Source organism: Rhizobium sp. HT1-10, assembly GCF_049472505.1.
Taxonomy (GTDB): domain Bacteria; phylum Pseudomonadota; class Alphaproteobacteria; order Rhizobiales; family Rhizobiaceae; genus Rhizobium.
In genome coordinates, this window is sequence record NZ_JBCEBQ010000010.1 from 34,708 (window position 1) to 57,032 (window position 22,325).

18 protein-coding genes and 4 pseudogenes are annotated in these 22,325 nt (G+C 57.3%); 8 read left to right on the top strand and 14 right to left on the bottom strand.

Going from position 1 to position 22,325, the window contains the following annotated elements; genetic code table 11:
* Positions 1-9: 9 nt before the first annotated feature.
* Entirely contained in the window at positions 10-1,077 is a 1,068-nt protein-coding gene (locus VH564_RS21210) for an ABC transporter substrate-binding protein (RefSeq protein ID WP_423341846.1), read from the bottom strand.
* A 224-nt stretch (positions 1,078-1,301) separates the two neighbouring features.
* On the opposite strand from VH564_RS21210, the gene VH564_RS21215 reads away from it, so the two are divergent.
* Positions 1,302-2,405 carry a LacI family DNA-binding transcriptional regulator gene (locus tag VH564_RS21215; protein WP_423341847.1) on the top strand — a complete coding sequence of 368 codons (1,104 nt, stop codon included), beginning with the start codon at positions 1,302-1,304 and terminating at the stop codon, positions 2,403-2,405.
* A 410-nt stretch (positions 2,406-2,815) separates the two neighbouring features.
* Here the strand turns inward: VH564_RS21215 and VH564_RS21220 are convergent, their stop codons facing one another.
* Together VH564_RS21220 and VH564_RS21225 are read right to left on the bottom strand one after the other, a co-directional pair.
* Positions 2,816-4,753 carry a methyl-accepting chemotaxis protein gene (locus VH564_RS21220; protein WP_423341848.1) on the bottom strand — a complete coding sequence of 646 codons (1,938 nt, stop codon included), beginning with the start codon at positions 4,751-4,753 and terminating at the stop codon, positions 2,816-2,818.
* Between the two features lie 562 nt (positions 4,754-5,315).
* A protein-coding gene (locus VH564_RS21225; RefSeq protein ID WP_423341849.1) for an IS630 family transposase occupies positions 5,316-6,376 on the bottom strand; the annotation gives its coding sequence in 2 pieces (ribosomal slippage) (positions 5,316-5,884 and positions 5,884-6,376; 1,062 coding nt in all).
* A gap of 179 nt (positions 6,377-6,555) precedes the next feature.
* On the opposite strand from VH564_RS21225, the gene VH564_RS21230 reads away from it, so the two are divergent.
* Positions 6,556-7,764: a diguanylate cyclase domain-containing protein gene (locus tag VH564_RS21230; protein WP_423341850.1), complete on the top strand. Its 1,209-nt coding sequence runs from the start codon at positions 6,556-6,558 to the stop codon at positions 7,762-7,764.
* A 30-nt stretch (positions 7,765-7,794) separates the two neighbouring features.
* On the opposite strand, the pseudogene VH564_RS21235 reads toward VH564_RS21230, so the two are convergent.
* Positions 7,795-7,905 (bottom strand): annotated as a pseudogene (locus tag VH564_RS21235) (IS5/IS1182 family transposase); the annotation flags it as partial.
* 11 nt (positions 7,906-7,916) lie between these two features.
* Positions 7,917-8,291, bottom strand: a pseudogene (locus VH564_RS21240) (monooxygenase); the annotation flags it as partial.
* Between the two features lie 194 nt (positions 8,292-8,485).
* Between VH564_RS21240 and VH564_RS21245 the strand changes: the two are divergent.
* From VH564_RS21245 to VH564_RS21260, 4 genes are all read left to right on the top strand, one after another.
* Positions 8,486-8,728, top strand: a complete 243-nt coding sequence (locus tag VH564_RS21245; RefSeq protein WP_423341994.1) for a type II toxin-antitoxin system ParD family antitoxin — start codon at positions 8,486-8,488, stop codon at positions 8,726-8,728.
* Complete coding sequence (locus VH564_RS21250) at positions 8,725-9,018, top strand: type II toxin-antitoxin system RelE/ParE family toxin (protein WP_423341851.1); 294 nt, start codon at positions 8,725-8,727, stop codon at positions 9,016-9,018. The genes VH564_RS21245 and VH564_RS21250 overlap by 4 nt, the downstream gene beginning before the upstream one ends.
* 238 nt (positions 9,019-9,256) lie before the next feature.
* Positions 9,257-9,616, top strand: a complete 360-nt coding sequence (locus VH564_RS21255) for a nucleotidyltransferase domain-containing protein (RefSeq protein WP_423341852.1) — start codon at positions 9,257-9,259, stop codon at positions 9,614-9,616.
* On the top strand, positions 9,606-10,055 hold the full coding sequence (locus VH564_RS21260; protein ID WP_423341853.1) for a HEPN domain-containing protein: 450 nt from the start codon (positions 9,606-9,608) through the stop codon (positions 10,053-10,055). Before VH564_RS21255 ends, VH564_RS21260 begins: the two co-directional genes overlap by 11 nt.
* A 162-nt stretch (positions 10,056-10,217) precedes the next feature.
* Here the strand turns inward: VH564_RS21260 and VH564_RS21265 are convergent.
* From VH564_RS21265 to VH564_RS21305, 9 genes and pseudogenes are all read right to left on the bottom strand, one after another.
* Positions 10,218-10,347 (bottom strand): annotated as a pseudogene (locus tag VH564_RS21265) (IS6 family transposase); the annotation flags it as partial.
* Positions 10,348-10,536: 189 nt separating this feature from the next.
* Positions 10,537-11,964, bottom strand: a complete 1,428-nt coding sequence (locus tag VH564_RS21270) for an aldehyde dehydrogenase family protein (protein ID WP_423341854.1) — start codon at positions 11,962-11,964, stop codon at positions 10,537-10,539.
* A 125-nt stretch (positions 11,965-12,089) separates the two neighbouring features.
* Positions 12,090-13,784 carry a GMC family oxidoreductase gene (locus tag VH564_RS21275; RefSeq protein ID WP_423341855.1) on the bottom strand — a complete coding sequence of 565 codons (1,695 nt, stop codon included), beginning with the start codon at positions 13,782-13,784 and terminating at the stop codon, positions 12,090-12,092.
* A complete protein-coding gene (locus VH564_RS21280) occupies positions 13,781-14,578 on the bottom strand; it encodes an ABC transporter permease (protein ID WP_423341856.1) in 798 nt (265 codons plus the stop codon). Before VH564_RS21280 ends, VH564_RS21275 begins: the two co-directional genes overlap by 4 nt.
* 3 nt (positions 14,579-14,581) lie before the next feature.
* Positions 14,582-15,454: an ABC transporter permease gene (locus tag VH564_RS21285; RefSeq protein WP_423341857.1), complete on the bottom strand. Its 873-nt coding sequence runs from the start codon at positions 15,452-15,454 to the stop codon at positions 14,582-14,584.
* Positions 15,455-15,479: 25 nt separating this feature from the next.
* A complete protein-coding gene (locus VH564_RS21290; protein WP_423341858.1) occupies positions 15,480-16,520 on the bottom strand; it encodes an ABC transporter substrate-binding protein in 1,041 nt (346 codons plus the stop codon).
* 64 nt (positions 16,521-16,584) lie between these two features.
* Complete coding sequence (locus VH564_RS21295) at positions 16,585-17,892, bottom strand: NAD(P)/FAD-dependent oxidoreductase (protein ID WP_423341859.1); 1,308 nt, start codon at positions 17,890-17,892, stop codon at positions 16,585-16,587.
* Between the two features lie 17 nt (positions 17,893-17,909).
* Positions 17,910-18,641: an HAD-IA family hydrolase gene (locus VH564_RS21300; RefSeq protein ID WP_423341860.1), complete on the bottom strand. Its 732-nt coding sequence runs from the start codon at positions 18,639-18,641 to the stop codon at positions 17,910-17,912.
* A 40-nt stretch (positions 18,642-18,681) separates the two neighbouring features.
* Positions 18,682-19,773 (bottom strand): ABC transporter ATP-binding protein, encoded by a 1,092-nt coding sequence (locus VH564_RS21305; RefSeq protein ID WP_423341861.1) that lies wholly within the window; start codon positions 19,771-19,773, stop codon positions 18,682-18,684.
* A gap of 232 nt (positions 19,774-20,005) precedes the next feature.
* On the opposite strand from VH564_RS21305, the gene VH564_RS21310 reads away from it, so the two are divergent.
* On the top strand, positions 20,006-20,950 hold the full coding sequence (locus VH564_RS21310; protein WP_423341995.1) for a LysR family transcriptional regulator: 945 nt from the start codon (positions 20,006-20,008) through the stop codon (positions 20,948-20,950).
* A gap of 768 nt (positions 20,951-21,718) precedes the next feature.
* Positions 21,719-22,302 (top strand): annotated as a pseudogene (locus tag VH564_RS21315) (sugar O-acetyltransferase).
* Positions 22,303-22,325 lie beyond the last annotated feature (23 nt).

The following is a 22,325-nucleotide window of genomic DNA, read 5'->3' on the forward strand; positions in this document are numbered from 1 at the left end:
GGCTTCCACTCACTGTGCAAGAAGCTTGTCGAATAGCGCCTTGTCGTAGTTCGAATAGATATATCCGTCGGCGGGGAAGTCCTTGGCGCGGGCGAGATAGCTGTCCAAGGTTCCGTTGTCGATTACCGGCAACGGAACCTTGATGAAGGCCGGAACGGTCTTTCCCTGGAGGGCCTGCACCGCCGTGTAGACCGAGAGAGCGCCCAGCCAGTTCGGCTGCATGGTGGCCCAACCCTTCAGACCCTTTTCCTTCCAGAGCTCAAGAAACTGGCGTGCATTCTCGCCCGTGATGGGAACCTGATCGCGACCTTGACGATCGAAGGCGAGAACGGAGCCGGCCGACAAGGCGCCGCCGAGAGACAATATCCCGTCGATCTCCTGATTGGCAAAGAGCAGGCTGGTCATGGCTTCCTGGGCCGGTGCGACATTGTATTCGGTGTTCGTCTCGGTGATGACCTCGATGCCTTTGTTTGCGTCGAGAACCGGCTGCGCGCCCTTGCGGCGATCGTCGGAGACCGAGATACCTGCCGGACCGTTCATGACGATGATCTTGCCCTTGCCGCCAAGCTGGCCGACCAGCCATTTCGCGGCAGAAGCGCCCCATTCGTTGGAATCCGTGTTGATCTTTGCCGTCACCTTGTCCGTGTTGACGAGGCTGTCGAAATTCACCACGGCGATGCCCTTGTCGCAGGCATCAGAGATGACGCGGTCGAGCGCATTGGACGAGCCGGCAATGACCACGATCGCATCCACGTTGGCATCAATCATCGACTGGATCTGCTGGATCTGGGTCTGCGCATTCCCCTGGGCGTCCGTTATCATCAAATTCTTGACGAGGCCTGCCTTCTTGAGTTCGTCCGCCTCCGAGGAGATGGTGCCCTCCGTCTGTTTCATCCAGGTCGGCACCGAGTAGATATTCGCCCAACCGATGGTGTAGGGGGCCTTTCGGTCGCCCTTGACGCAGCCCGACGCGGCCGATGCGCCGCTTGAAGACGCAGCGACAAGAATGGTCGCGGTTGCCGCTGCTACAAGAAGGCGGCGCAGTGTCGTGTGGGATTTGGTGGTAAGGTCGTTCATGTCGTTCCCCTTTTTTGAGGCGGTACCGCATGGGTGAAACCACGCGCTTGCCGCCTATGGTAACGTTATCATCGAGATTTCATCTGTCAATGATAACGTTACCATAATATGGTGGATTATGGGTTGCGTATTGAACGACGGTCTTGCTGGAGGCTGAGGTCTGGCGGTTGCCTGACAGCGAACCCCGGACTAGAGATCGGCACTGGCATACGGTAGGGAACTGCATGGCGATTGAGCGCGAAGAAAACAATGCCACCTTCGTTTACGACGAGGTCGTGCGCGTCACCGGCGCCGCGTCACCGAAACCTGCCCAGTTCGCTGTCGAGGGAAAGGCTGCGCCGGGGCGTGCATCTATCGGCGACGTCGCGCGGCTGGCCGAGGTCGCGCCTATCACGGTTTCGAGGGCTCTGCGAAATCCCGAGATGGTCAGCCCCGACAAGCGCCTAAGGATCCAGCGCGCCGTCGAGGAAACCGGCTACAGTGTCAATCCCCATGCGAGCGCCCTCAAAAGCGGACGATCGAATGTCGTGCTGGCATTCGCTTCAAATCTAATGAGCGAACAGTTCTCGCTTGCGTTGCGGTCCTGCGCCACAGTTCTCGAAGATGCAGGCTACCTCTTTCTTGTCGGCCAGACTTCATACTCCTATGAACGCGAGACGGCAGCCATCCGCTCTCTGCACGCCATGAAACCTGCCGCGGTGATGTTTACCGGTGTTATTGAGCTCGAAACCAATCGCGAACTCCTTCGCGGCCTCGGCATCCCCATCATGGAAACCTGGGCACTGCCGCGCGATCCGATCGACATGCTGGTCGGGTTCTCCAATACGGAGGCCGGAAGAATGGCTGCGGATATATTGTATCGAAGGGGATATCGCACCGTGTCCTATGTCGGCCGGCGCGGCGGACGCGGCGCCCTGCGGCTGAAGGGCTTCGAGGAAGGTTGTCGTGCGCTCGGCATGACGCTTCTAGGACAACATCTGATAGACGACGTCAACGGTCTCTCCGACGGCCGCCGCTGCCTGGCGGTCGCCATATCCCACGCGGAAAGACCAGAGGCGCTCTTCTGCAGCAACGACGTTTTAGCGCTTGGCTGCATGATGGAGGCTCGCCGCCTGAACATCCGCGTGCCCAACGACCTTGGCATCCTCGGATTTGGTGAAAGCGACATCGCCGCCGAAATTCCCCCAGGTCTCACGACGATCGGTATTGACAGTGCCATGCTGGGCCGAGAAGCGGGTGAAATGTTGATTGCGAGTCTCTCGGGGAATCCCCCCGAAGGTAAATTAAAACGTCTGGACCTGCTTGTGAGCGATCGCGGCAGTGTTTGATCGATGCCTCAACAATATTGCCCAGATCACTTTGGACGGTCCCCATGATTGTCGCTCGACAAGTTTCGTAGTGTTGCTGCAGCCCTTGATAGCCATCGAACCGTCCGCTTACTCGGAAAAACGGAAATAATCTTCGCGTTCAACACGTCCGGCTCGCACCGTCGCCTTGACAGAATTCGAACCATCGGCCCGGCCGTAGAAGCCTGGCAAAAAACGGATTTCAAAAGATGTGCTTCGAGTTGATGTTTGCTGGGCTCAAAAGATCTCTTTCCATTCACCACAAACCACCGAACAAGACTGCGAACCAGCTCGCGACTGTGCCCGGTTTTCCGAACGATTTCTTCATGACAGACCATCGACGGCGGGGCCACGAGTAACAGCTTTCGCTTCTTACGGTCGTCGTAGCGCCCTCAAAACTCCTGCCATTCATTATGGGCTACCAAGACGGCCGAACCTTGCGCCCTAGATTCGGCACGTTGCACTTTTTCCGTTGGATACCCCACGGCCCTTCCTGGCGTTGCCATCGCGCGCGCAGCAGCCTGAAGAGCTCCTGACTGCGCTGATATAGAAGCTTCCAATTTAAAGCGTGAAACCAGCTGGCGAAGCTTAGCCGCTTCCAGGGCGAGGCTGCTTGAAGCAGCAGTCGACTGCTCTACCATTGCGGCATTTTGCTGTGTCGTCTGGTCCATTGAATTGACAGCGGTATTAACCTCCGCAAGCCCTGTTGCTTGCTCCTTTGCGGAGGTGGCAATAGCATCCATATGTAGATTGATTTCCGCGATCTGCTCACCAATGGTCTTAAGCGACAACCCTGTATCATGGACCAGTTTTACACCGCCTTCTACCTCGGAAGTCGATTTCTGGATCAGACCCTTGATCTCTTTGGCAGCTTGAGCAGAGCGTTGCGCGAGTTCGCGAACTTCCTGGGCGACGACGGCAAAACCCTTCCCCGCATCTCCCGCACGAGCAGCCTCGACCCCAGCGTTCAGGGCCAGCAAGTTTGTCTGGAAGGCAATTTCGTCGATGACACCAATGATGCTGGAAATCTGCTGTGCCGATGCTTCGATCCGGCGCATGGCGTCTTCGGCATGGGATACAACCTGCACTGATTTTGCAGCGCTGCGGTTAGCCTCTGTCGCCACGACGCGTGCCTCGCTGGTCCGTTTATTGGAGTTTGACACGTTGACGGTGATCTGGTCGAGAGCCGCAGCTGTCTCCTCCAGAGACGCCGCCTGCTGTTCAGTGCGCTTAGAAAGATCGTTAGCCCCCGATGAGATCTCTCGCGTGCCATCGTCGATGACTGCAATGCCAATCGATATAGCGCTTAACACGTCGCCTAATTGTTTGACCGAACTGTTGAAGTCCTGGCGAAGGGTTTCGAAATCGGGAGAAAACGGATCTTCGAGCTGAAACGCAAGATCGCCCTCGGCGAGCCGCTTCAACCCCACCGCAAGACCCGCTGTCGCCAAACGAAGTCGCTGCGCTGCTTCCTCGTCGGCCTGCTGCCGCGCCGCGACCCGGTCTTCCTCTGCCTGTGCTCTCGCAGTTTGCGCATCCTGGTCAAGCTGCTTGCTGGCGATGGCTGCCTGTCGGAAGACCTCGACGGCCGATCCCATGGCACCAATTTCGTCTGAACGGCCGACCGCCGAACAGATAACATCTGTATTGCCAGCGGCCAATGCCCGCATGTCGTCAGACAATACGAGGATCGGTTTCGTCACGGTCTTGCGGGTCAACCAATATAGGCTGAATGAAAACAACGCAATTGTGCCAAGCAGGGCCTGCAAAAATCTATCGACGAATGCCTGGGTATCGGCGCTGCTTTTTGCGGTCGCTTCGGAAACGGCGCTTATCTGGTCGCCCGCATCTTCCATCGCCGTTTCAAGGGCCGAAAACTGCTTCATGAAATCTGGAAGCGACTTCATCGCTGACGGTTCGTCTTTGCCCGCAAGGCCGACCATAGCGGTAGCGCTATCTATGTACTTCAGAAGCGGCGGTTCGACCTTTGCAAGCGTGGCTTGCGTTGTCTGGTCAGTCGCCAGTAACTTGTTGGCGGAGATCGTGTCCCGAAATGATTTTTCATGCTCCTGCAGGTCCGACCTAACCTCATCGAGGTTTATGTGGGCTGCCGGATCGGCAGCGAGCAGCGATGCTAGCACATCAGCGCGTAACGCATCGTGCATCATGTCTGCCTGCATGTGGTTCCGCAGGACTTCCGCGGAATGGGCGACTTCAGCATTGTTGGAAACAAGTGTCTTCGTTGACCAGATGCCAACACCTGTCGCGCCGCCGGCCAACGAGAATATCGCCACGCTCGCGATAATGATCTTTGTCTGAATTGATGTCATCTTGGCCCCCACCGTCGCTATAATGGGCACTTTATCGGAACATGCTTAAAAACTATAAAATGTCTGCTGCGGGTTTGAGCGTGAAAAGGTTGGCCAGTTCAGCTAGCTGAGCGTTAGCGGAAACTTATTGTTTTTTTCTGATGCTATTTCTGCGTGTATCCAGATAGGCTCACCGAGGTGAAACCGATGCTGCCCTTCGATGACATCTTGGAAACCTTCCAGCAAGGCATCACTCTCGACTCCGATCTCCAACTAGCATTTTTTAATGACGCGCGCGTCAAAGATTTTGGCGGGGCACGGAGGTGCCATCCATAAAGGAATGGTAGCAGATGCTTTGCTGGTACCCAGCGACCCCTGGGTAAAAGGTGATGTTCTCATAGGATGGTGGACACAGCTGTTGTCGGCGGCGCGGCGGCCGTCCCAATTCGTGCTTTCGAATGGGGAACACGGGCAGCCCCCTCACTGACCTAAATATCAGCAAATCTTTTCAGGCTGATTAAATCAAACTTCACTCATGTAGTTCAGCATCATACAGCGCTGCCGCACGTAATACGCATCCTCACTAGAACCCATTTGCCCATTCTCTGCGCCCAATTGACATTATGCGCCACGGCTGGCTTTCGAGCTTTCGCCAAGCATCGCAGCAGTGAGCGACAATGTCGTCGTATGATTTAAAGATACGGTTCGACAGCCAGTTCTCGCGCATGAAGAGCCAGAGGTTCTCAACCGGGTTAAGCTCGGGCGACTTCGGCGGCAATGGCAAAATCGAGATGTTGGCAGGCACGACAAGGTTGTTGGACATGTGCCATCCCGCCTGGTCCATGATGAGGACGGCATGCGCGTCATCGGCCACATGACGGGATATTTCTGCCAGGTGCTGGGTCATGGCGTGGGTATCACACCAGGGCATGACCAACGCCGCCGCCTTGCCGAGCTTGGGGCAAATGGCACCGAAGATATAGGCAGAGCGGGTTCGCTGGTCATGCGGGGCTGACGGCCGCGTTCCTCGCTTTGCCCATCGGCGGGTGATTTTGTTCTTCTGACCGATCCGGGCCTCGTCCTGGTACCAAAGTTCTATGCGTTTTCCTTGAGCGGGCCCGGCTGCAATTTCTGCCACTGCGGCGGGGAAACTTTTTTAAAATCCTCAATGGCTTGAGGGTCCTGCGCATGATGTTTCGGGCGGGCAGTCAGCTTGCGATAACCCATGGCGCGCACCTCCCGGCTTAGCGTCTGCTCGCTCACCGACACACGAAACTCCTCCCAAAGCCACTGGGCCAGATCGCACAGACGCCAGCGGACGACACCATCAAGATAAGGCGTCGGCCCCCGTTCAATAGCCTTCGCCAAGGCCGCCCGCTGAGCATCGTTCAACAGTGATTTTGGGCCCGGAGCCTTGCCATCGATCAGTCCTGCAGGACCACGTTCGTTGAAACGCAGGACCCAGTCACGCACGATCTGGAGCGTGACGTTGCCCAGACGTGCAGCATCCGAGCGCGAGCCTCCATCATAGATCGCGGCGAGCGCCAAAAGACGGCGCGCCTGAGCTGCATGCTTGCTCTGACGGGCCAGACGCCGAAGGCCTTCAGCATCAAAATCTGCCCTCAGTGAAATTCCTGTTCGCATCCGAAACCTCCGCTTTGCACAAGAGATTCAGATTCACCACGCTTTGGGAAGCCCAAAGAGTCGGCTTCAGAAAGACGCCGTATAATTCGGCTCAAGTTAAAATCAATATGTTTACCAACATATGATAGTGATCTTAAGGAGTTCTGCAGTAGAGCCATCTATAGATCGGGAAAGCCGTAATGCGTCTGGTTGGAATGTTGAATCCTTTTTCCCTGGCGGGCTCGGACATAGCTTCACCAGAACAGGTGGAAGCTACGCTTCGCGAACTTTACAGTAGCAAGCCCCATGTGATGGCAACTCTGGGCATCGTTCTTGCGAGCCAAAGCGCGGCTTGGTCCGGGACGGGCTGGGCGGGCCTTGTAGCAACGGTTGTCTCCGTGACGTGCCTCATTCTCCGAATCGTTCTTGAGTATCTTTACGTCCGGCACGCCGCCGTCCCTGTTCGCGATCAATGGGTTCTCCTTTTCGTTTTAGGATCGCTGCTTTCGGGACTTGGATGGGGTATTTGTGGCGCGGTGCTCCTTTATGAAGCATCAGCAACCACTCAGACGATCACTGTCGGCGTAGCCTGCGCGATCGTTCAGGGTGCGGCTGGGAGGGCATTCATGATGCCGGGAACGGCTTTTATCAATATCGCTCTTGTTCTAGGACTGATGGGTAGTGCTGCGTCTTTGGATGGCAACTACGTATTCATTCCCGCGTGTCTTCTATACTACGGCTTCCTATCCTCATTTATCGTCCAGATGGTGAAGAACCGGATGCAGCAACTGCGTGCCGAGGACATGAGTGAGCGATTGCTTAAAGAGCTCATCATCAAGAACGACCTGCTCCGCGTGGCGAACGACAAACTAGCAGAAACAGCTTTCGAAGACGCGCTTACCGGACTACCGAACAGGCGCAAATTTGATGCAGCTTTTGATGAGGCACTCAGGAACGCTCACGGGCGGCAGACGTCAATCTCCTTGATGATGATTGATGTCGATCACTTCAAGCTCTTCAACGACACGTACGGACATCAGGCAGGTGACCGCTGCTTGCAGGCGCTATCGAAAGCTCTCAACGACGTCATATCGGCTAGCGGCCTCCTGGCTCGATATGGCGGGGAGGAATTTGTGGCGATTTTGCCCGACCACGATCAGTCCAATGCATTTCGCGTTGCAGAACACGCACGCCAGGCGGTCCAACTCACGCAAATATTCGACGTCGAAAAATCTCCGCCGTCACAGTCCGTTAGCATTGGCCTTGTCTCGTGCATGGTAATTAACGGTGTATCGCGCGAATCGATTCTCGCGGCCGCCGACGCAGCGCTCTATGACGCCAAACAGCAAGGTAGAAACCGGGTGTGTCTGAACCAAAATTTGGGAGCCGCAAGTGCCAACGCAGCATGAAACGAGCTTTGCTAAGAGTCGATGTTGCGTCTATGCGGTGGCTGTCACCCAGCGGACGGATTTCGGGCGCGCGCTTGCCAGCATTCGTTTGAGGCTGGAGCAGCCGATGGCGATTTCCGTCTGTTGAGCGGCGAACGAACGTGTCCACCGCGTTAGTTCAAGCTTCTTCTGACCCGGTCTGATGCCAGTCCGATCCGCCACTGATAAGGCGGCGGCGTGCCATTTACGGCGAAATCGCCGACGATTCTATATTTGTAAATGCGGGGGTTATGAGATGCCAGCGTGCGGGCGTTGCGCCAATGACGGTCGAGCCCGGCCGAAATCCGCGCGGCGGACGCGCCAAGCGCGTCGAAAGCAATCGTTGCAGCTTCGAGAACGAGATTGCTTATGACGGTGACAGCCTGTGACGTTTCCAGCTCGGCAATCGCATTGGCCTGCTCCTCGGCCTCAGGATTGCCGGAAAAATGCGCCTGGCAGGCGCTCTCAACGGCAGCAGCAACCTGCTGCACGATAGCGCTTGCGGCATAGTCGCAGCCGTTGAGACACGAGTTCCACCCAGCTGAGCCATCAAGGCCGAAACAGCATTTGGCATCTCAAGTTCCATAAATCAGCGTTATCCCACCTGCAGAAAGAATGGGGGACGATTCTGACCCATACAGATGTGGGATATTTGACAAACTTTGCCAAAATCGAATATGATCCCTTCAAATGGAGTTTTCCGATGGCGACAATGAACGTATCTCTTCCAGACCCGATGAAGGATTGGGTGGAGGCGCAGGCAAGGACTGGGCGATATTCCAACGCTAGCGACTACGTACGCGACCTGATCAGACGCGACCAGACACGAAACGACAAGATTGTCGCCATGCAAAGTTTCGTCGAGGCCGGGCTCCAAAGTGGCGTTGGCATTCGATCAAAGGATGAACTCTTCGCTGAGGCGATGGCTCGTGCCAGCGAGTCATGAGTTTTAAACTTTCTGTCGAGGCGGAAGACGACATCATTACGATCGCCGAGCAGGGTGCCCGTATGTTTGGAGTAGATCAGGCAAAACGCTACCACGATGAACTTTTCGCATTATTTGATCTGATAGCTGCTAACCCACGCATCGCACGCGAACGGAATGAGATCGAACCGCCCGTCAGAATTCATCCCTTCAAAGCACACCTCATCGTCTATCGGGTTGAAGACGACGAGAAAATTTTCGTAGTGCGAATTCGCCACGGGCATGAAGATTGGGCAAGTATTTCAATGTAGCGCCGCGGATGGAGCTGTGGGGTTTGGTGTGCCTTGGGTTCGAATTGGTTCAAGGCGAGGTATTGCGCTCGCACATCTTTACGTGCGCCGCCACCTTTCCAGGCGCCATGGTTGTTCCGGTTGAGCCGAGCCTTCGCGGCGAAGGCGATACCTCTGTAGCTTAGGCTGATATCGAACCAGTAGAAATGCCTGTCGAGAGCGGCTATATGTGGTGAAAGAGCGATGTAGTGGGACGGAAATGACCGTTGTTGCAGAAAGTTTTGGCGGACGTGTTGTTTCTCCCGGTCGGTTTCCGGAGTTGGGAACGCTGCTTGCTCGTATCAAGGCAGAATACAGCCCGATCGATGTCGTCCTCTATGGCAGCCGCGCCCGCGGGGAAGCGACTAGCCAGAGCGATTGGGACCTAAAAGTGATCGTTTCCGACGAAGCGCCGGAACGCTTTTTTTCGCCCATGTCTGGTTGGCGCATTCAGGAAGGCTCGGGCGTTTACGCAGATGTCTCCTGCATCAGGCTTTCAGAATTCCACGCTGACCTGGCCGTTGCGAACTCCGCATCCAGCCATATCGTCGTAGACGGCGTCGTTCTTGATGTCGGCTGATCTCCACATCGCAAATTGTCTTCGGCTGGCGCATGAAGATTTAGTTGCAGCTCAGGCCCTTTCAGCAATAGACAACAGAAACGACGTCTACCATCTACAGCAAGCTGCCGAGAAAATCCTTCTGGCGCTCCTCAACTCGGAAAATATCAAGGCTGAGCGTAGAGACTCGCATCGGCTTGACGTCCTAAGAGATCTCCTGCCCAACGAGAATGCGTTGAAGGCAAGAATGTCTCCGATCACCTTCCTCACTGTCTACGCTACGACCTACCGTTACCCAAAGGATGCCGGTCGCTTGCCTCAAAGAGGTGAAAAGGATGAAATTGAAGCTGCCGCGAAGATGCTGCAAGTGATTTTGGCGGACGCCGCTGCCCACTTCGGCGTGGAATTGACCGACTCCGACCGCGTGCCTGCGCAACGAACTATCCCGCCGAGGATTTAGGCCTGCTGCTGATCAAACCGGTAGAAGGCAAAGGACCAGACGAGGGAGGGAGAAATCATTTTTGTATGGTTTTCAGGGTAAAAGGCTGCGGCTAGATCGCGGGTCGTTCGTTCCTATGCCTTCAAGACCGCTGATCGCCTTCGCAGAGCAGCGTGCGGCCTGTCCCCTCTCCAGTAGCATTGTCCTCGACAAGGCGGAAGCTCAGCGGAAACCTGAAATTCAGCCGGAGCGCATTCGAGATGACCTGTTGCTGGAAACGGTGGCGCTTGTAGCTGAAAGCAAAACTCTTCACACCGCCGTCTCTATGCCAAATTCACACATACCGCCTTTATGTGACAGCACCCCAGAAGGTAATGACAAGCCGTTCACATATGGCTTGGTCAGTCAGGCGTTGAGCTGAGCAAATTTGGATGTCTTCGCCATCTCTTTCCGGTGAAGGTGCCGCGCAGCAGTGAAGCGCAAGAAATCGTCTGTCCGGCGCTCAGCTGTCGGCATAGCCGACAATGCCTTTGATCTCGGTAAACTCATGAATGCCGAATTTGCCGTATTCGCGGCCGTTGCCCGATTGCTTGTAGCCGCCGAAGGGCGCCGCACCGTCCCAGGCAGAGCTGTTGATGCGCACGATGCCGGTCCGAAGCTTTCGCGACAGGGCTCTTGCCTCAGCGGCGTCTCCCTGGATGTAGGAAGCGAGGCCGTAGGGTGTGTCGTTGGCAATGGCGACAGCCTCGTCTTCCGTGCCGTAGCCGATCATGACGAGGACCGGGCCGAAGATCTCTTCCTGTGCGATGGTCATGTCGTTGCTCACATGCGCAAAGACGGTCGGCTTTACGTAATAACCGACATTGAGATGTGCCGGCCTGTCGCATCCACCAGTGACAAGCGTGGCGCCTTCCTCGATACCCTTACGGATCAAACCCTGGATCTTGTCGAACTGCAACTGGCTGACAACGGGACCCATGGTGGTCGCGGGATGTCCGGGCGCACCGACGACAATCGATTCTGCTGCCGCCCGCGTTACGGCGATCGCATCGTCCATGCGCTCCATCGGCACCAGCAGCCGTGTCGGCGCATTGCAGGACTGACCGGAATTGTCGAAACAGCGACGCACGCCCGCCGCAACGGCCGTGTGGAGATCGGCGCTTCTGAGTACGATGTTGGGCGACTTGCCACCCAGCTCCTGATGGACACGCTTGACGGTGGGCGCCGCCGCCTGTGCAACGGTTATGCCAGCCCGCGTCGATCCGGTGAACGAGACCATATCGATATCGGAGTGGCTCGCAAGCACTGCGCCGACTGTCGGGCCATCGCCTTGGACAAGATTGAATACGCCCTCGGGGACGCCCGCTTCGTGCATGATTTCCGCAAAAATGATGGCGTTGAGCGGTGCGATTTCCGAGGGCTTCAGAACCATTGTGCAGCCGGTCGCAAGCGCCGGTGCCACCTTGGAGGCGATCTGGTTGATCGGCCAGTTCCAGGGCGTGATCATCGCGACGACGCCGATCGGCTCGTGAACGATGCGTGTGCTTCCCTGCATATACTCGAATGCGAAGGCATCGAGTGCGTGCAGCGTTTCCTTGAAATGGGCGGCTCCGATGCTGGCCTGGGAATTGCGCGCGAGGTCGGTCGGTGCGCCCATCTCTCTAGCTATGATGTCGCCGATCTCGTCATTGCGGCGCTTCAGAATGTCGAGAATGCGTTCCAGCAGCGCAAGGCGCTCCTCCTTCGACGATTGCGAGAAGGATGGAAAAGCAGCTTTTGCAGCAGCAATCGCTGTTTCGGCGTCCGCGGCCGTTCCCATTGCAATGGACGCGAATGGCTGTTCGGTTGCCGGATCGATGACGTCCATTTTGACCCCGCCAAGCGGATCGACCCACGCCCCGCCGATATAGAATTTGTCCGAGTTTCTCATCATTTAATCCAGCGTCCAAGCGCTTCCAGAAGGATCTGCCGTCGGTGCAGTTTAGACAGGATCGGCACAAAGTCCTGCCTAAAATCGGGGTTGTTCAGTGGAAATGCCGAACTGCATATCCAGTCTCACTCTGCATTGTGAATGAAATTTGCGATCCGTTCGGCAATCATGATCGTCGGTATATTGGTATTGGCACAGGGGATCGACGGCATCAGCGAGGCGTCGCATATGCGCAGCCCCTCGACCCCGTAAACCCGGCCTGTGGGAGAGGCGACAGCCATCGCATCGTCTTTTGCGCCCATGCGGCAGGTGCCGGACGGATGCCAGGTTCCCCCGGCGTGCCGTCGAATGAATTCGGTGAGAGTGTCGTCGTCACCGAGCAACGCGTCGATAGTGGCTCCGCGCGTGATGGCCGAATGCACCAAGGCGGGACGAAGAGGTCCGGCAAGATCGAGCAGGGCGGATAGTATCCCGCGCTGGAGCCCGTTCCACGCACCAGGGACAGCGACCTTTGCAACGCGCGGAGAGTAGCTGGAGGGAAAAACGGTGCCGCTGTAGCCATCCATGTTCCGATCTGAAAGCGCTTGCGCACCCATGCGCAGCGCCAGCTTCAGCCGCTCGAGATCCCGTTCGTCGCTCAGCATTCGAAAATCGACATCGGGCTCGATGCGGGGATCGGCGGAGGAAAGCCGGAGTTCACCGCGCGAAAAGGATTTGTTCACCCAGAAGAACAGCGTGCCCAACCGCAATCCGACGGAATGCCAGCCGGACCTCGACAAGATGGCGGCATGCATATCGCCTTGAGGGCTGCCGGGAACGCCGGACGAAAAGCGCCAGATAGCCTGCTCATGATGTTCGGCACGATCGCGGACGCGCATTGCCGGAGGCAGATAGGCGGAGACCGCGATCGACGGATGTTCCATGAGATTCTTGCCTACTCCGGCGCGCGCCGCGACAACCGGAATTCCGAGCGCCGCCAGGTCCTTGCCGGGTCCTACCCCCGAGCGCAACAGCAACGCCGGGGAGTGGATCGCACCTGATGAAACGATGACCTCGTGAGCGCGGATCATCTTGGAAACGGCACCGCTAATCTGCGCGCCGATAGCCTTCACCCCATCGAAGACAAGTCGCTCGACCGTGCTGTCGGTGATGATCCTGAGATTGGGTCTGGCGCGGACATCGTGCGTCAGAAAGGCGATTGATGTCGGAAGGCGTTCGCCGGCGTCGCTGACTGCAATGGCACCTCGAAAAACACCGTCCTCCCATGGGCCGTTCTGGTCGTCGCGGATCGGATATCCTTGCCTCGCCAGCGTTTTCATGACGCGATCGACGAAGGGAGAAATCGCCCGATCGCTGATCCGTCGGATCGTCAGGGGGCCGTCCTTGCCGTGCAGCGGCCCGTCAAAATCGCGGTCGGCTTCGATCTTGCGGAAAAAGGGCAGGCAGTTTTCCCAACTCCAGCCGCTGGCGCCTAAGGCTTCCCACTCCGCGTAATCCGACGGTGCACCGCGATTGGCCATCAGCGCGTTGATGGCCGATCCGCCGCCGAGGATTCGACCCTGCTCGTATCGCCGCCTTTGGCGCGGATTGCTGTTCGAGTTGGTGATGCCCATGAAGGCGCTCAGGGAGTGCCAGATATTGCTCGTGTCGAGATAGGCACGCCCCGGATAGCGGCTGCGGACATCGTCAGGAATGTGCCCCGCTTCGATGTTTCGGCCAGCTTCGACAAGCACGACCACGCGTTTCGGATCTTCGGACAGCCGCGCGGCCAGAACACAGCCGGCCGAGCCGCCTCCAAGGATCAGATGGTCAGCAATCATACCGCATTTCCCCGCCGGCGCTCGGCGTTGCGGGCGCTGATGGCGACCATGATGACCAGAATGATGGATATCGTTGTCAGCAGCGAACTGATCGCTGCGATGGTCGGATCGATCTCGTCGCGCAGCGCAGTGAACATGCGCTTTGTCAACGTCTGGTTCTCGCCCCCGGAGATGAACAGTGCCACCACAGTTTCGTCCATGGCCGAGATGAAGGCGAACAATAGCCCTGAGATCACGCTTGGTCGTATCTGCGGCAATGTCACGATGAAGAACGTCCGCAGCCGGTTCATGCCCAGACTGCGCGATACCATTTCTTGCGTGGGGTCGAACTTCCGCAATCCAACCAGAACGGATGTGATGACGTAGGGCAGGCCGAGCATGACATTGGCGAGGATAAGGCCAGTCATGGTCGCGAGAAGGCCGACCTGCGCGTACACAAGGAACACACCAACGGCTGTGATGACGATCGGGACGATTAGCGGCAGAAGCAGCACCATTTGCAGGCTGCGCACCAGTCTGGACGATGTCATGTTCAGCGCATAGGCTGCCGCTGTCCCAAGAACAGTTGCGAGGATCGCACTCGACACGGAGACGATGAGGCTGACGCGGGTCGCCTGCATCCACTGGGCGCTGCCGAGGAATGCATCGTACCAGCGCAGCGACCACGACGGCGGCGGAAACGAAAGAAACCTTGCGCCAGAAAAAGACATGGGAATGATGATGATGATCGGAATGATCAGCCATGCAAGGACGACGGCGACAAAGCCATAGAGAAGGTAATTGGGACGGCACATGATTTACCTCGTTCCCATGATGCGTTCAAATGGAATGAGCAGGCTCGCCAGCTTAAAGACCAGGAAGACGCAGATCATCAGGACGACGCTGATTGAGGAGGCCGCGCCCCATTCGTTGTAGAGCTCGATGTTGCGCGATACCAACGTCGAGACCATGTAGGTGCGCCCGCCACCGAGCAGCTCCGGTGTGATGTAGAAGCCGAGCGTCAGCACGAACACCAATACCATTCCAGCGATCATACCGGGCATTGAAAGCGGCAGAAAAATCCGCGTGAAGACCAGAAACGGCGAGCCGCCGAGGCTGGCGCCGGCCATGGTCAATTCCGGCGGTATTTTCTTCATGGTCGCGTAGAGCGGCAGAACCATGAACGGCAGAAGGATATGGATGGTCGCAATCACCGTGCCGAGTTCGTTGTTGACCAGCAGCAACGGGCTATCGATCAATCCCGCGCCTTTCAGCGCCGAATTGATGATGCCGGTCCGCTGCAACAGGATCAGCCAGGAATAGGCGCGCACGAGAACGCTGGTCCAGAAGGGCAACAGGACCATGGCCAGAATGACCACGCTCCATCGCTGCGGAAGCCCCGCCGCCAGATAGGCGACGGGGTAGCCGAGCAGAAGCGTCGCCAGGGTGGCGATGGCGGCGATCCGGAAGGTCTGCAGAAAGGTTATCCAGTAGACGGAATCTGTCAGAAACCGTGCATAGTTGGCGGCGGTGAAACTGCCGTCCTGGCGGATTGATTGCCAGGCTAGCCAGAGAAGGGGAACCACGAGAAGCGACACCACCACCAGCAATGCCGGCGCAAGCAGCATCAGCATCAGCCGCTGCTCGCGGCGGTCGTTCTGGTCTTCGGGATTGTTTGCCGCTGTCGCCATGGGTACCCCTCCGGAGGCCGGATGCTTATTGCTGAATGAACGAAGCCCAACGCTTCTGTGCATCCTCACCGGCCGGTGAGCTCCACCAGGCATCCGACACCAGCACCTGCTTTGCAGCATTGGCGGGCGAGCTTGGCATCTCGGCGGCACGCTCGGGTGAAATCTTGCCGGTCTTATAGGCCGCCGGATTGCCGGGCCCGTAATCGATATAGGCCGGGAAATTGGCTTGGATCTCAGGCTTGAGCGCGGCATTGACGAACTTCACCGCAGTATCGAGATTGGGCGCACCCTTCAGGATGCATAGAGACGTATACTGGAGAAAACCCTGGTTGAATGTATAGCCGATCGGCGCACCTTCCTTGACGACCGCTGTCACGCGGCCGTTCCAGGCCATTTCCATATCGACCTCGCTGTCGGCCAGAAGCTGGGCCGACTGGGCACCGGAAGTCCACCAGACAGTTACATAGGGCTTGATTTCCTCAAGCTTCTTGAAGGCGCGGTCAACGTCTAGCGGATAAAGTTTGTCCGCGGGGACGCCATCCGCAAGCAGGGCCGCTTCCAGCGTGGCAAGCGGATGGTTACGCAGGGCGCGTGTTCCGGGGAATTTCTTTACATCCCAGAAGTCTGCCCAGGACTGCGGTGGTTTGTCGCCGAATTTCTTCTTGTTGTAGGCGAGCACGCTCGAATAGAACTCGTAGGCGACGGAGTAGGGGCTTTTGTACTCGGCGGGCATGCTGGCGACATTCGGAAGCTTGGAAAAGTCCAGCTTTTCAATCATCCCCTGCTCACCACCGCGAATGCAGTCCTTCGCAGGCGTGTCGATGACGTCCCAGATCGGCTTGCCGGTCGCTGTTTGCGTCTTGATAACTGGCCAGGCGTCTGGCGAGCTATCCTGATTGATGGTGATCTTCAGCAGTTCGGCGACAGGGTCGAGGATCGCCTTTGTCTGGGCCTCCTGGTAGGCGCCACCTTGAGAAACAAAGGTGATCTGTTCGGCGGCCGCGAACCCTGCGGAGAGCGCGAGTATCGATGCGGAAAGCGTTATGCTTGAAAACTTCAATGTCATGTCCGTTCACCTCTTCTTGTGGCAGGGTCCGAAACGCCCGCTGATGATGTTGACAGTCAGGGTCTTAGCGCCCGATTGCATCCAGAAACTGGTACCAGCCGGCAACGAGCCGAACAGCGGGTTCACGGATGGGATAAAATGGAACAGGCTTAAGCCGTTCCGAAGTCAGAAGTCCAAGGTCCACCTTCTCGCCGGCAACGAGCGCTGCAACATGTTTGCCCATGCTGGAGGCCAACGCCACGCCGGTGCCGTTATACCCGACGGCATAGATGACACGGTCGTCCAGCCTGCCCACATGGGGAATGCTGTCCATCGTCATGGCGACGAGGCCCGCCCAGCGATGCGTGATGGCAGCGCCGCCAAGTTCGGGAAACTGGCGTATCATCGCCTTGTGAAGTGCTGCAAACGCGCTTTCGGAATCGTCCCTACCGAAAGCGCCCCGCCCGCCGTAAAGCAGACGATCGCCGACCTTGCGAAACCAGCGCATCATCCGTCGGGTCTCGGTATAGCTACGACCTTCAGACAGAAGATGCTCGCCGGACTTTCCTTGCAATGGCTCGGTAGCAATCATGGCGGAGCGAAACGGAATGATCGCTTTGCGCACCGCCGAAGTGGCCGGCGTCAGATCGGAATAGGAATTTGTCGCGATCACTGCCTGCTTGGCGGAGACGGTTCCGTGCGGTGTCTCGAGCCGTACGCCCGATCCGTCCTGCCGAAGCGCCAAAACCGGCGTCCTCTCGAAAATCTCCATCCCGGCTCGCTGCAGGCCGGCGGCGATACCCCTCGCAAAATTAAGCGGATGAATGATGCCGCCATGGGTGTTGAGCATGCCGCCGACGAAATCATGCGACCCGGTTTCTGCCGCCATGTCCCCGGCCGACAGCAGCGAGCAGGCCCGATCGCCGAGCGTCTGATGCAGCCACTCCGTCTCGCTTTTCAGCCCTGCCAGGGATATGTCATTGTGGGCGCATCGCAGGGAACCGGTGGCTCGGTAATCAGCCGCCGCTATGCCGTAATCCTCGACCAGTTCGCCGACATGCTCTATCGCCCCGATGCCGATGTCGTGCATGCGGCGCGCCGTATCGATGCCGAAGCGCGTCGCAATCTCCGAGAAGGCCAGTCGGAATTTTCCCGAAACAACGCCGCCATTGCGACCGCTTGCTCCCCAGCCGATCTGGCTTGCTTCGAGCACCACCGAAGACAGGCCGCGGCGGGCAAGATAGCGTGCCGTGGTCAGCCCGGTATAGCCACCGCCGATGATCGCGACATCAAAACGCCGATCGCCTGGCAATAGGCCGAAGGATGGACTTTGCTCAGCCGTCTCCTGCCAGAGCGAGGCAATATCGGGAAATGGTGGCTGGCGTTGTTGCATGATCTTTCCGTCCGCTTTCAGGCTGCACTGGCGGTTTTTATGCCAGCGGCCAATTCTGCGTCGACGGCGTCTGCAAGCTGCTTCAGCGATGAAAAGTGAAAGTCCGGCTTTGTCAGGACCTTCGGTGCGGGTGTGCCGCCAAAACCCTGCTGATCTTGCCGCCGCTCGATCCAGCATGTCGTGTAGCCGAGTTCCTTGGCGATACCGATATCGTGGTGCTGGCTCTGCGCCACATGCAGGATCTCGGCTTGTTTGTATCCGGACGCCGACTGTCGGCCCTTGTTGAAAGCGAAGAATTGCGGATTGGGCTTCGCACAGCCGGCCTCGTCGCAGGTGACGCTGTCATGAAACGGATGGCCGAGTGTTGCGGCGTAGGCGGAGAACGCCGTACGGTCGGCATTGGTCATTGCCACCAGTCGATAGTTCTTGCGCAGGCGTTGAAGGGCATCGACGGAGTCCGTAAATGCTGGCCAGCGGAGCACGGCGAGCTGGAATGCCTCCGCCGTCGCATCGTCCGCCTTCAGGCCAAGTTCGGCCGCAAGCGACAGATAGACATCCTTCATCGCAAAGGACGAACGTCCGTAGAACTTGTCGCGACCACGCTTGTATGGCTCGAAAATCGCATCGTCGGACAAAGCTGCGGCCTTTTTTCCGCCCAGCGCACGAACAGCATCCAGCACGCCCTTTTCAAAATCGATCAGTGTGCCGACAACGTCAAATGTCATGACCTTGAATTCGGTGAGTTTCATAGTAGTCTTTCCTCATTGGATAAAGAATGGATGCGGTGTCTCACGAGGCTTCGGGCACGACGATGGTGTCGTCCGGATGGAGCGCGACGGTTATCCGGTCGCCAGGATTTTTGAGCTGCAGGCGCCCGGCATGGTTGCTCGGCAATCGCAGGCTGAGATCGCTGCCGCAGGAAAGCTTCAGAAAAACCCTGCTGCTTTCGCCTTGGTAGAGCGTGTCGGTGACCACGGCCGGCAGAAGGTTGGAGCCGGCCGGCTCGCGACCGTCCGCAACGAGGAGCTTCTCCGAATGAACGGCGAGGTAAAGCTTCTGCCCGGTCACCACGGTATGAGACGTGCGAAGGATCGCGTCGCCAAGTTTCACTCTGTTGGCATCTTCATATTCGACAGGCACCAGGGTTGCCTCGCCGATAAACTTCGCGACGAAGGAATTTGCGGGCTGATCGTGCAGCCGTTGCGGCGTATCGACCTGAACCAGTTGCCCCCTGTTCATGATCGCAACGCGGTCGCTCATCGTCAGCGCCTCACGCTGGTCATGGGTGACGTAAACGATCGTCGCGCCGAGCTTCTTGTGCAGGCGCTTGAGCTCGATCTGCATGTTTTCGCGCAGCTGCTTGTCGAGCGCCGAAAGCGGTTCATCCATCAGGATCAGCTTCGGCTCGAAGATGATCGCTCTGGCCAGCGCCACGCGCTGGCGCTGGCCGCCGGAGAGTTCGTGGATGCGCCTGTCGTCATATCCGGCCAGCTCCACCATCTCGAGTGCAGCCTTCAGCCGAGCCGGCCAGGTTTCCCGGGCAATCCGGCGGGCCCGCAACGGAAAGGTGATGTTTTCTGCCACGCTCATATGGGGAAACAGCGCGTAATTCTGAAAGACGATACCGATGTTGCGCTTGTGCGGGGGCGCGAATGTAATATCTCGATCACCTAGCCAGATGCTGCCAGACGTCGGTTGAACAAAGCCGCCCAAGAGGCCCAGCAGGGTGGTCTTGCCGGAGCCGGACGGCCCGAGGATCGAGACGAATTCGCCAGCGGAAACCTCGAGGCTGACATTGGTCAAAGCTTGGAAAATCCCATAGAACTTGTTGGCTGAACGAATGGAGACTCCGACCGATTCCGACTTGTCGATATTAATCATCTGATTCCACTACGAAATATATGCGATACACAACTGTTGCCAGCCTACGTCGTATTCTTTGCTGAGTCGAAACCTGGATTGCCAGCGCCAAGGAGCGCAAGCCGCGCCTTCGGCCATTTTCCGTGGTCGCCTGATTTTCCGAAGGATCTGACGTCCTCTGAGAGGATCAAGAGACCAAACAATCGCGATATCCGCAATTGAAAAAAAGTATGGGTTGTTGTTACATGATGTAATGACAAATATGCGACGTGCCTTACCCTCCATGAACAGCCTCTTTACTTTCGAGGCCGCAGCGCGCTTTGGCAATTTTTCAAAGGCGGCAGGGGATCTCAATGTGACGCCGGCCGCCGTCAGCCGGATGGTTTCCCGATTGGAGGAACATCTGGACATCGCCTTGTTTACGCGAAGCGCGGGAGGTGTCCTTCTGACCGAATCCGGCCGCGTTCTGTTCGATGCAATTTCGCGCGGCTTTTCAGGCATTGAAGATGCGCTCCGGGAGATCGAGGAACGTCGCATCGGGGTTCATACCGTCTCCCTGTCCCTGTCGACAGGCTTTACGACCCATTGGATGATGCCGCGCATGGCGGCGTTCAAGATCCAGTTTCCGGCGGTCGATCTTCGCTTCCAGCTCATCATGGGCGCGCTTGCCGGTCCCATCGATGACGTCGATCTCGGCATGCGATTTGTCCAAGGCAGTGATGATCGGCATGAGGCCACCTTTGTCATGCCCGAAATTCTCATCCCGATCTGCAGTCCGGATTACAAGAACAGTCATGGGATTGGCGGCATGGAGCAGGCAGCGGACACGACGATCAATCTCAGCGATGCCGAGCCGAATTGGTCGAGCCTGTTTTCTGCTGCCAACGGCGAGGAGATGACAAATTCGATGATCTTCTCTGACTACGCGATCGTTGTCCAAGCGGCGTTGCTCGGGCAGGGGGTGGCGCTGGGCTGGCTGAATGTCGTTGGGCACTGGTTGCGAGCCGGCACGCTCGTGCCCGCTGGTGAACATCTGATGCAAACCAACCGAAGATGCCATCTGTCACGCCTTCGCGACAAGCCCAAAAGGCCAATCGTCACCGAGGTGCGTGATTGGATCATCTCCGAGCTGACTGAGGATGCAATGGCCGTCGACAGACTTTATCCCGGCCTTGGTCTTGTACCACATAACTGGTGATTGGGACAATTTCTGAGAAAATTTAGGGACATGGCCTGATGTTCCAAGTCACTGGATCGCTTCTGATAAATGGTTTAGAGCTGCGATATGCAAGGGGTCGACGGTTCGCATCCTTTCAAGACCGTCATTCTTGGAACGTGGAGCCCGCGGATCACGATCTTTGAATGCAATCAAACCGTCGGGGGCGATAGCGTCAACCTCGCTTCTTCGTTTGACCGCGACGACCTTCCGGTCACTACCAAATCTGCATTGACGGTTCGACGTTGTGCGGCAAAACGGTGAGCCTGCGCGCGGCACTCGAAACTGACTTCATTGTAGATGCGGTATGACACCGTGCGTATAGTACCGAAAGAGCGCCCAACTGCTGGTCAGCACGATGGTCAATATGACCACGACCACCACTCTCTTGGTTTGGCTGCCCCGTTGATCAGCGGACATTTGAAGCCTGTGACAATACGGGCAGACCGCAAGTTGATCGAGGATTTCTCGTTCGCAGCTATCGCAACGCTTCATCGAAGTGCCTCCTCTTGCTGAAGGATGGGTAAGCGAACCGCCAGCGGAACAGTCTTGAACCTGCGGCGGCACTGCAAGGTATAGGGTATAAGGTGATCAAACGCATACGCTCTCTCTGAATCCCGAAGTTACCGGTGGCACCTCCTCAGTTGAGTAATGGGGATCCCCGTCACTCGAGCGTGCTTTGGGACAGGGAAACAGCAAAAGACAATGGGCAGTCAAAGTCATTGCCATACATCGTTTCGGGGGATTAAAATGCCTATCGAGAGCACGAGCGGAGGCAGGCCTTTGAAGAGCGAGCGCGCGAAAATGAAAGCGGGCGAATGGTACTGCTGCATCGATCCCGAACTCGATTCGTTGCGCATGCTGGCAAGACGCGCCGTGCATGCTCACAACAGCGCGCCGCCTGACGAACGTGGGGCGATGGCTGCCGAGCTTCGTGCACTATTCGCCGCCGCTGGCGACGCCTTCATCGAGGCACCGTTCCATTGTACCTATGGCATGAATATCTCGCTCGGAAGCGGGGTGTATCTCAATTCTGCCTGCGTAATTTTGGATACCGCATCAGTGTCGATTGGCGACGGAACGATGCTTGGACCCGCCGTCCAGATCTACTGCCCAGAACATCATCGCGACGTGGCCTACGGAAGGCAGGCCTAGAAGTCGCCCGACCAGTCTCTATCGGGAAAGATGTCTGGATTGGCGGCGGTGCCATCATACTAGGGGGAATAACTATCGGAGATGGCGCTATCGTTGGCGCGGGCGCGGTGGTGACGCGCAACGTTGCAGATGGACAGAGAGTGGTTGGCAATCCGGCTCGGCCTATCAGTCAGTGCTGATTTTACAACTACCTGGAGTTTCC

Bases quoted from the DNA above. Each gene is read 5' to 3' on its own strand.
- VH564_RS21210 (WP_423341846.1), bottom strand. From the start codon at position 1,077: ATGAACGACCTTACCACCAAATCCCACACGACACTGCGCCGCCTTCTT.
- VH564_RS21215 (WP_423341847.1), top strand. From the start codon at position 1,302: ATGGCGATTGAGCGCGAAGAAAACAATGCCACCTTCGTTTACGACGAG.
- VH564_RS21220 (WP_423341848.1), bottom strand. From the start codon at position 4,753: ATGACATCAATTCAGACAAAGATCATTATCGCGAGCGTGGCGATATTC.
- VH564_RS21230 (WP_423341850.1), top strand. From the start codon at position 6,556: ATGCGTCTGGTTGGAATGTTGAATCCTTTTTCCCTGGCGGGCTCGGAC.
- VH564_RS21245 (WP_423341994.1), top strand. From the start codon at position 8,486: ATGGCGACAATGAACGTATCTCTTCCAGACCCGATGAAGGATTGGGTG.
- VH564_RS21250 (WP_423341851.1), top strand. From the start codon at position 8,725: ATGAGTTTTAAACTTTCTGTCGAGGCGGAAGACGACATCATTACGATC.
- VH564_RS21255 (WP_423341852.1), top strand. From the start codon at position 9,257: ATGACCGTTGTTGCAGAAAGTTTTGGCGGACGTGTTGTTTCTCCCGGT.
- VH564_RS21260 (WP_423341853.1), top strand. From the start codon at position 9,606: ATGTCGGCTGATCTCCACATCGCAAATTGTCTTCGGCTGGCGCATGAA.
- VH564_RS21270 (WP_423341854.1), bottom strand. From the start codon at position 11,964: ATGAGAAACTCGGACAAATTCTATATCGGCGGGGCGTGGGTCGATCCG.
- VH564_RS21275 (WP_423341855.1), bottom strand. From the start codon at position 13,784: ATGATTGCTGACCATCTGATCCTTGGAGGCGGCTCGGCCGGCTGTGTT.
- VH564_RS21280 (WP_423341856.1), bottom strand. From the start codon at position 14,578: ATGTGCCGTCCCAATTACCTTCTCTATGGCTTTGTCGCCGTCGTCCTT.
- VH564_RS21285 (WP_423341857.1), bottom strand. From the start codon at position 15,454: ATGGCGACAGCGGCAAACAATCCCGAAGACCAGAACGACCGCCGCGAG.
- VH564_RS21290 (WP_423341858.1), bottom strand. From the start codon at position 16,520: ATGACATTGAAGTTTTCAAGCATAACGCTTTCCGCATCGATACTCGCG.
- VH564_RS21295 (WP_423341859.1), bottom strand. From the start codon at position 17,892: ATGCAACAACGCCAGCCACCATTTCCCGATATTGCCTCGCTCTGGCAG.
- VH564_RS21300 (WP_423341860.1), bottom strand. From the start codon at position 18,641: ATGAAACTCACCGAATTCAAGGTCATGACATTTGACGTTGTCGGCACA.
- VH564_RS21305 (WP_423341861.1), bottom strand. From the start codon at position 19,773: ATGATTAATATCGACAAGTCGGAATCGGTCGGAGTCTCCATTCGTTCA.
- VH564_RS21310 (WP_423341995.1), top strand. From the start codon at position 20,006: ATGACAAATATGCGACGTGCCTTACCCTCCATGAACAGCCTCTTTACT.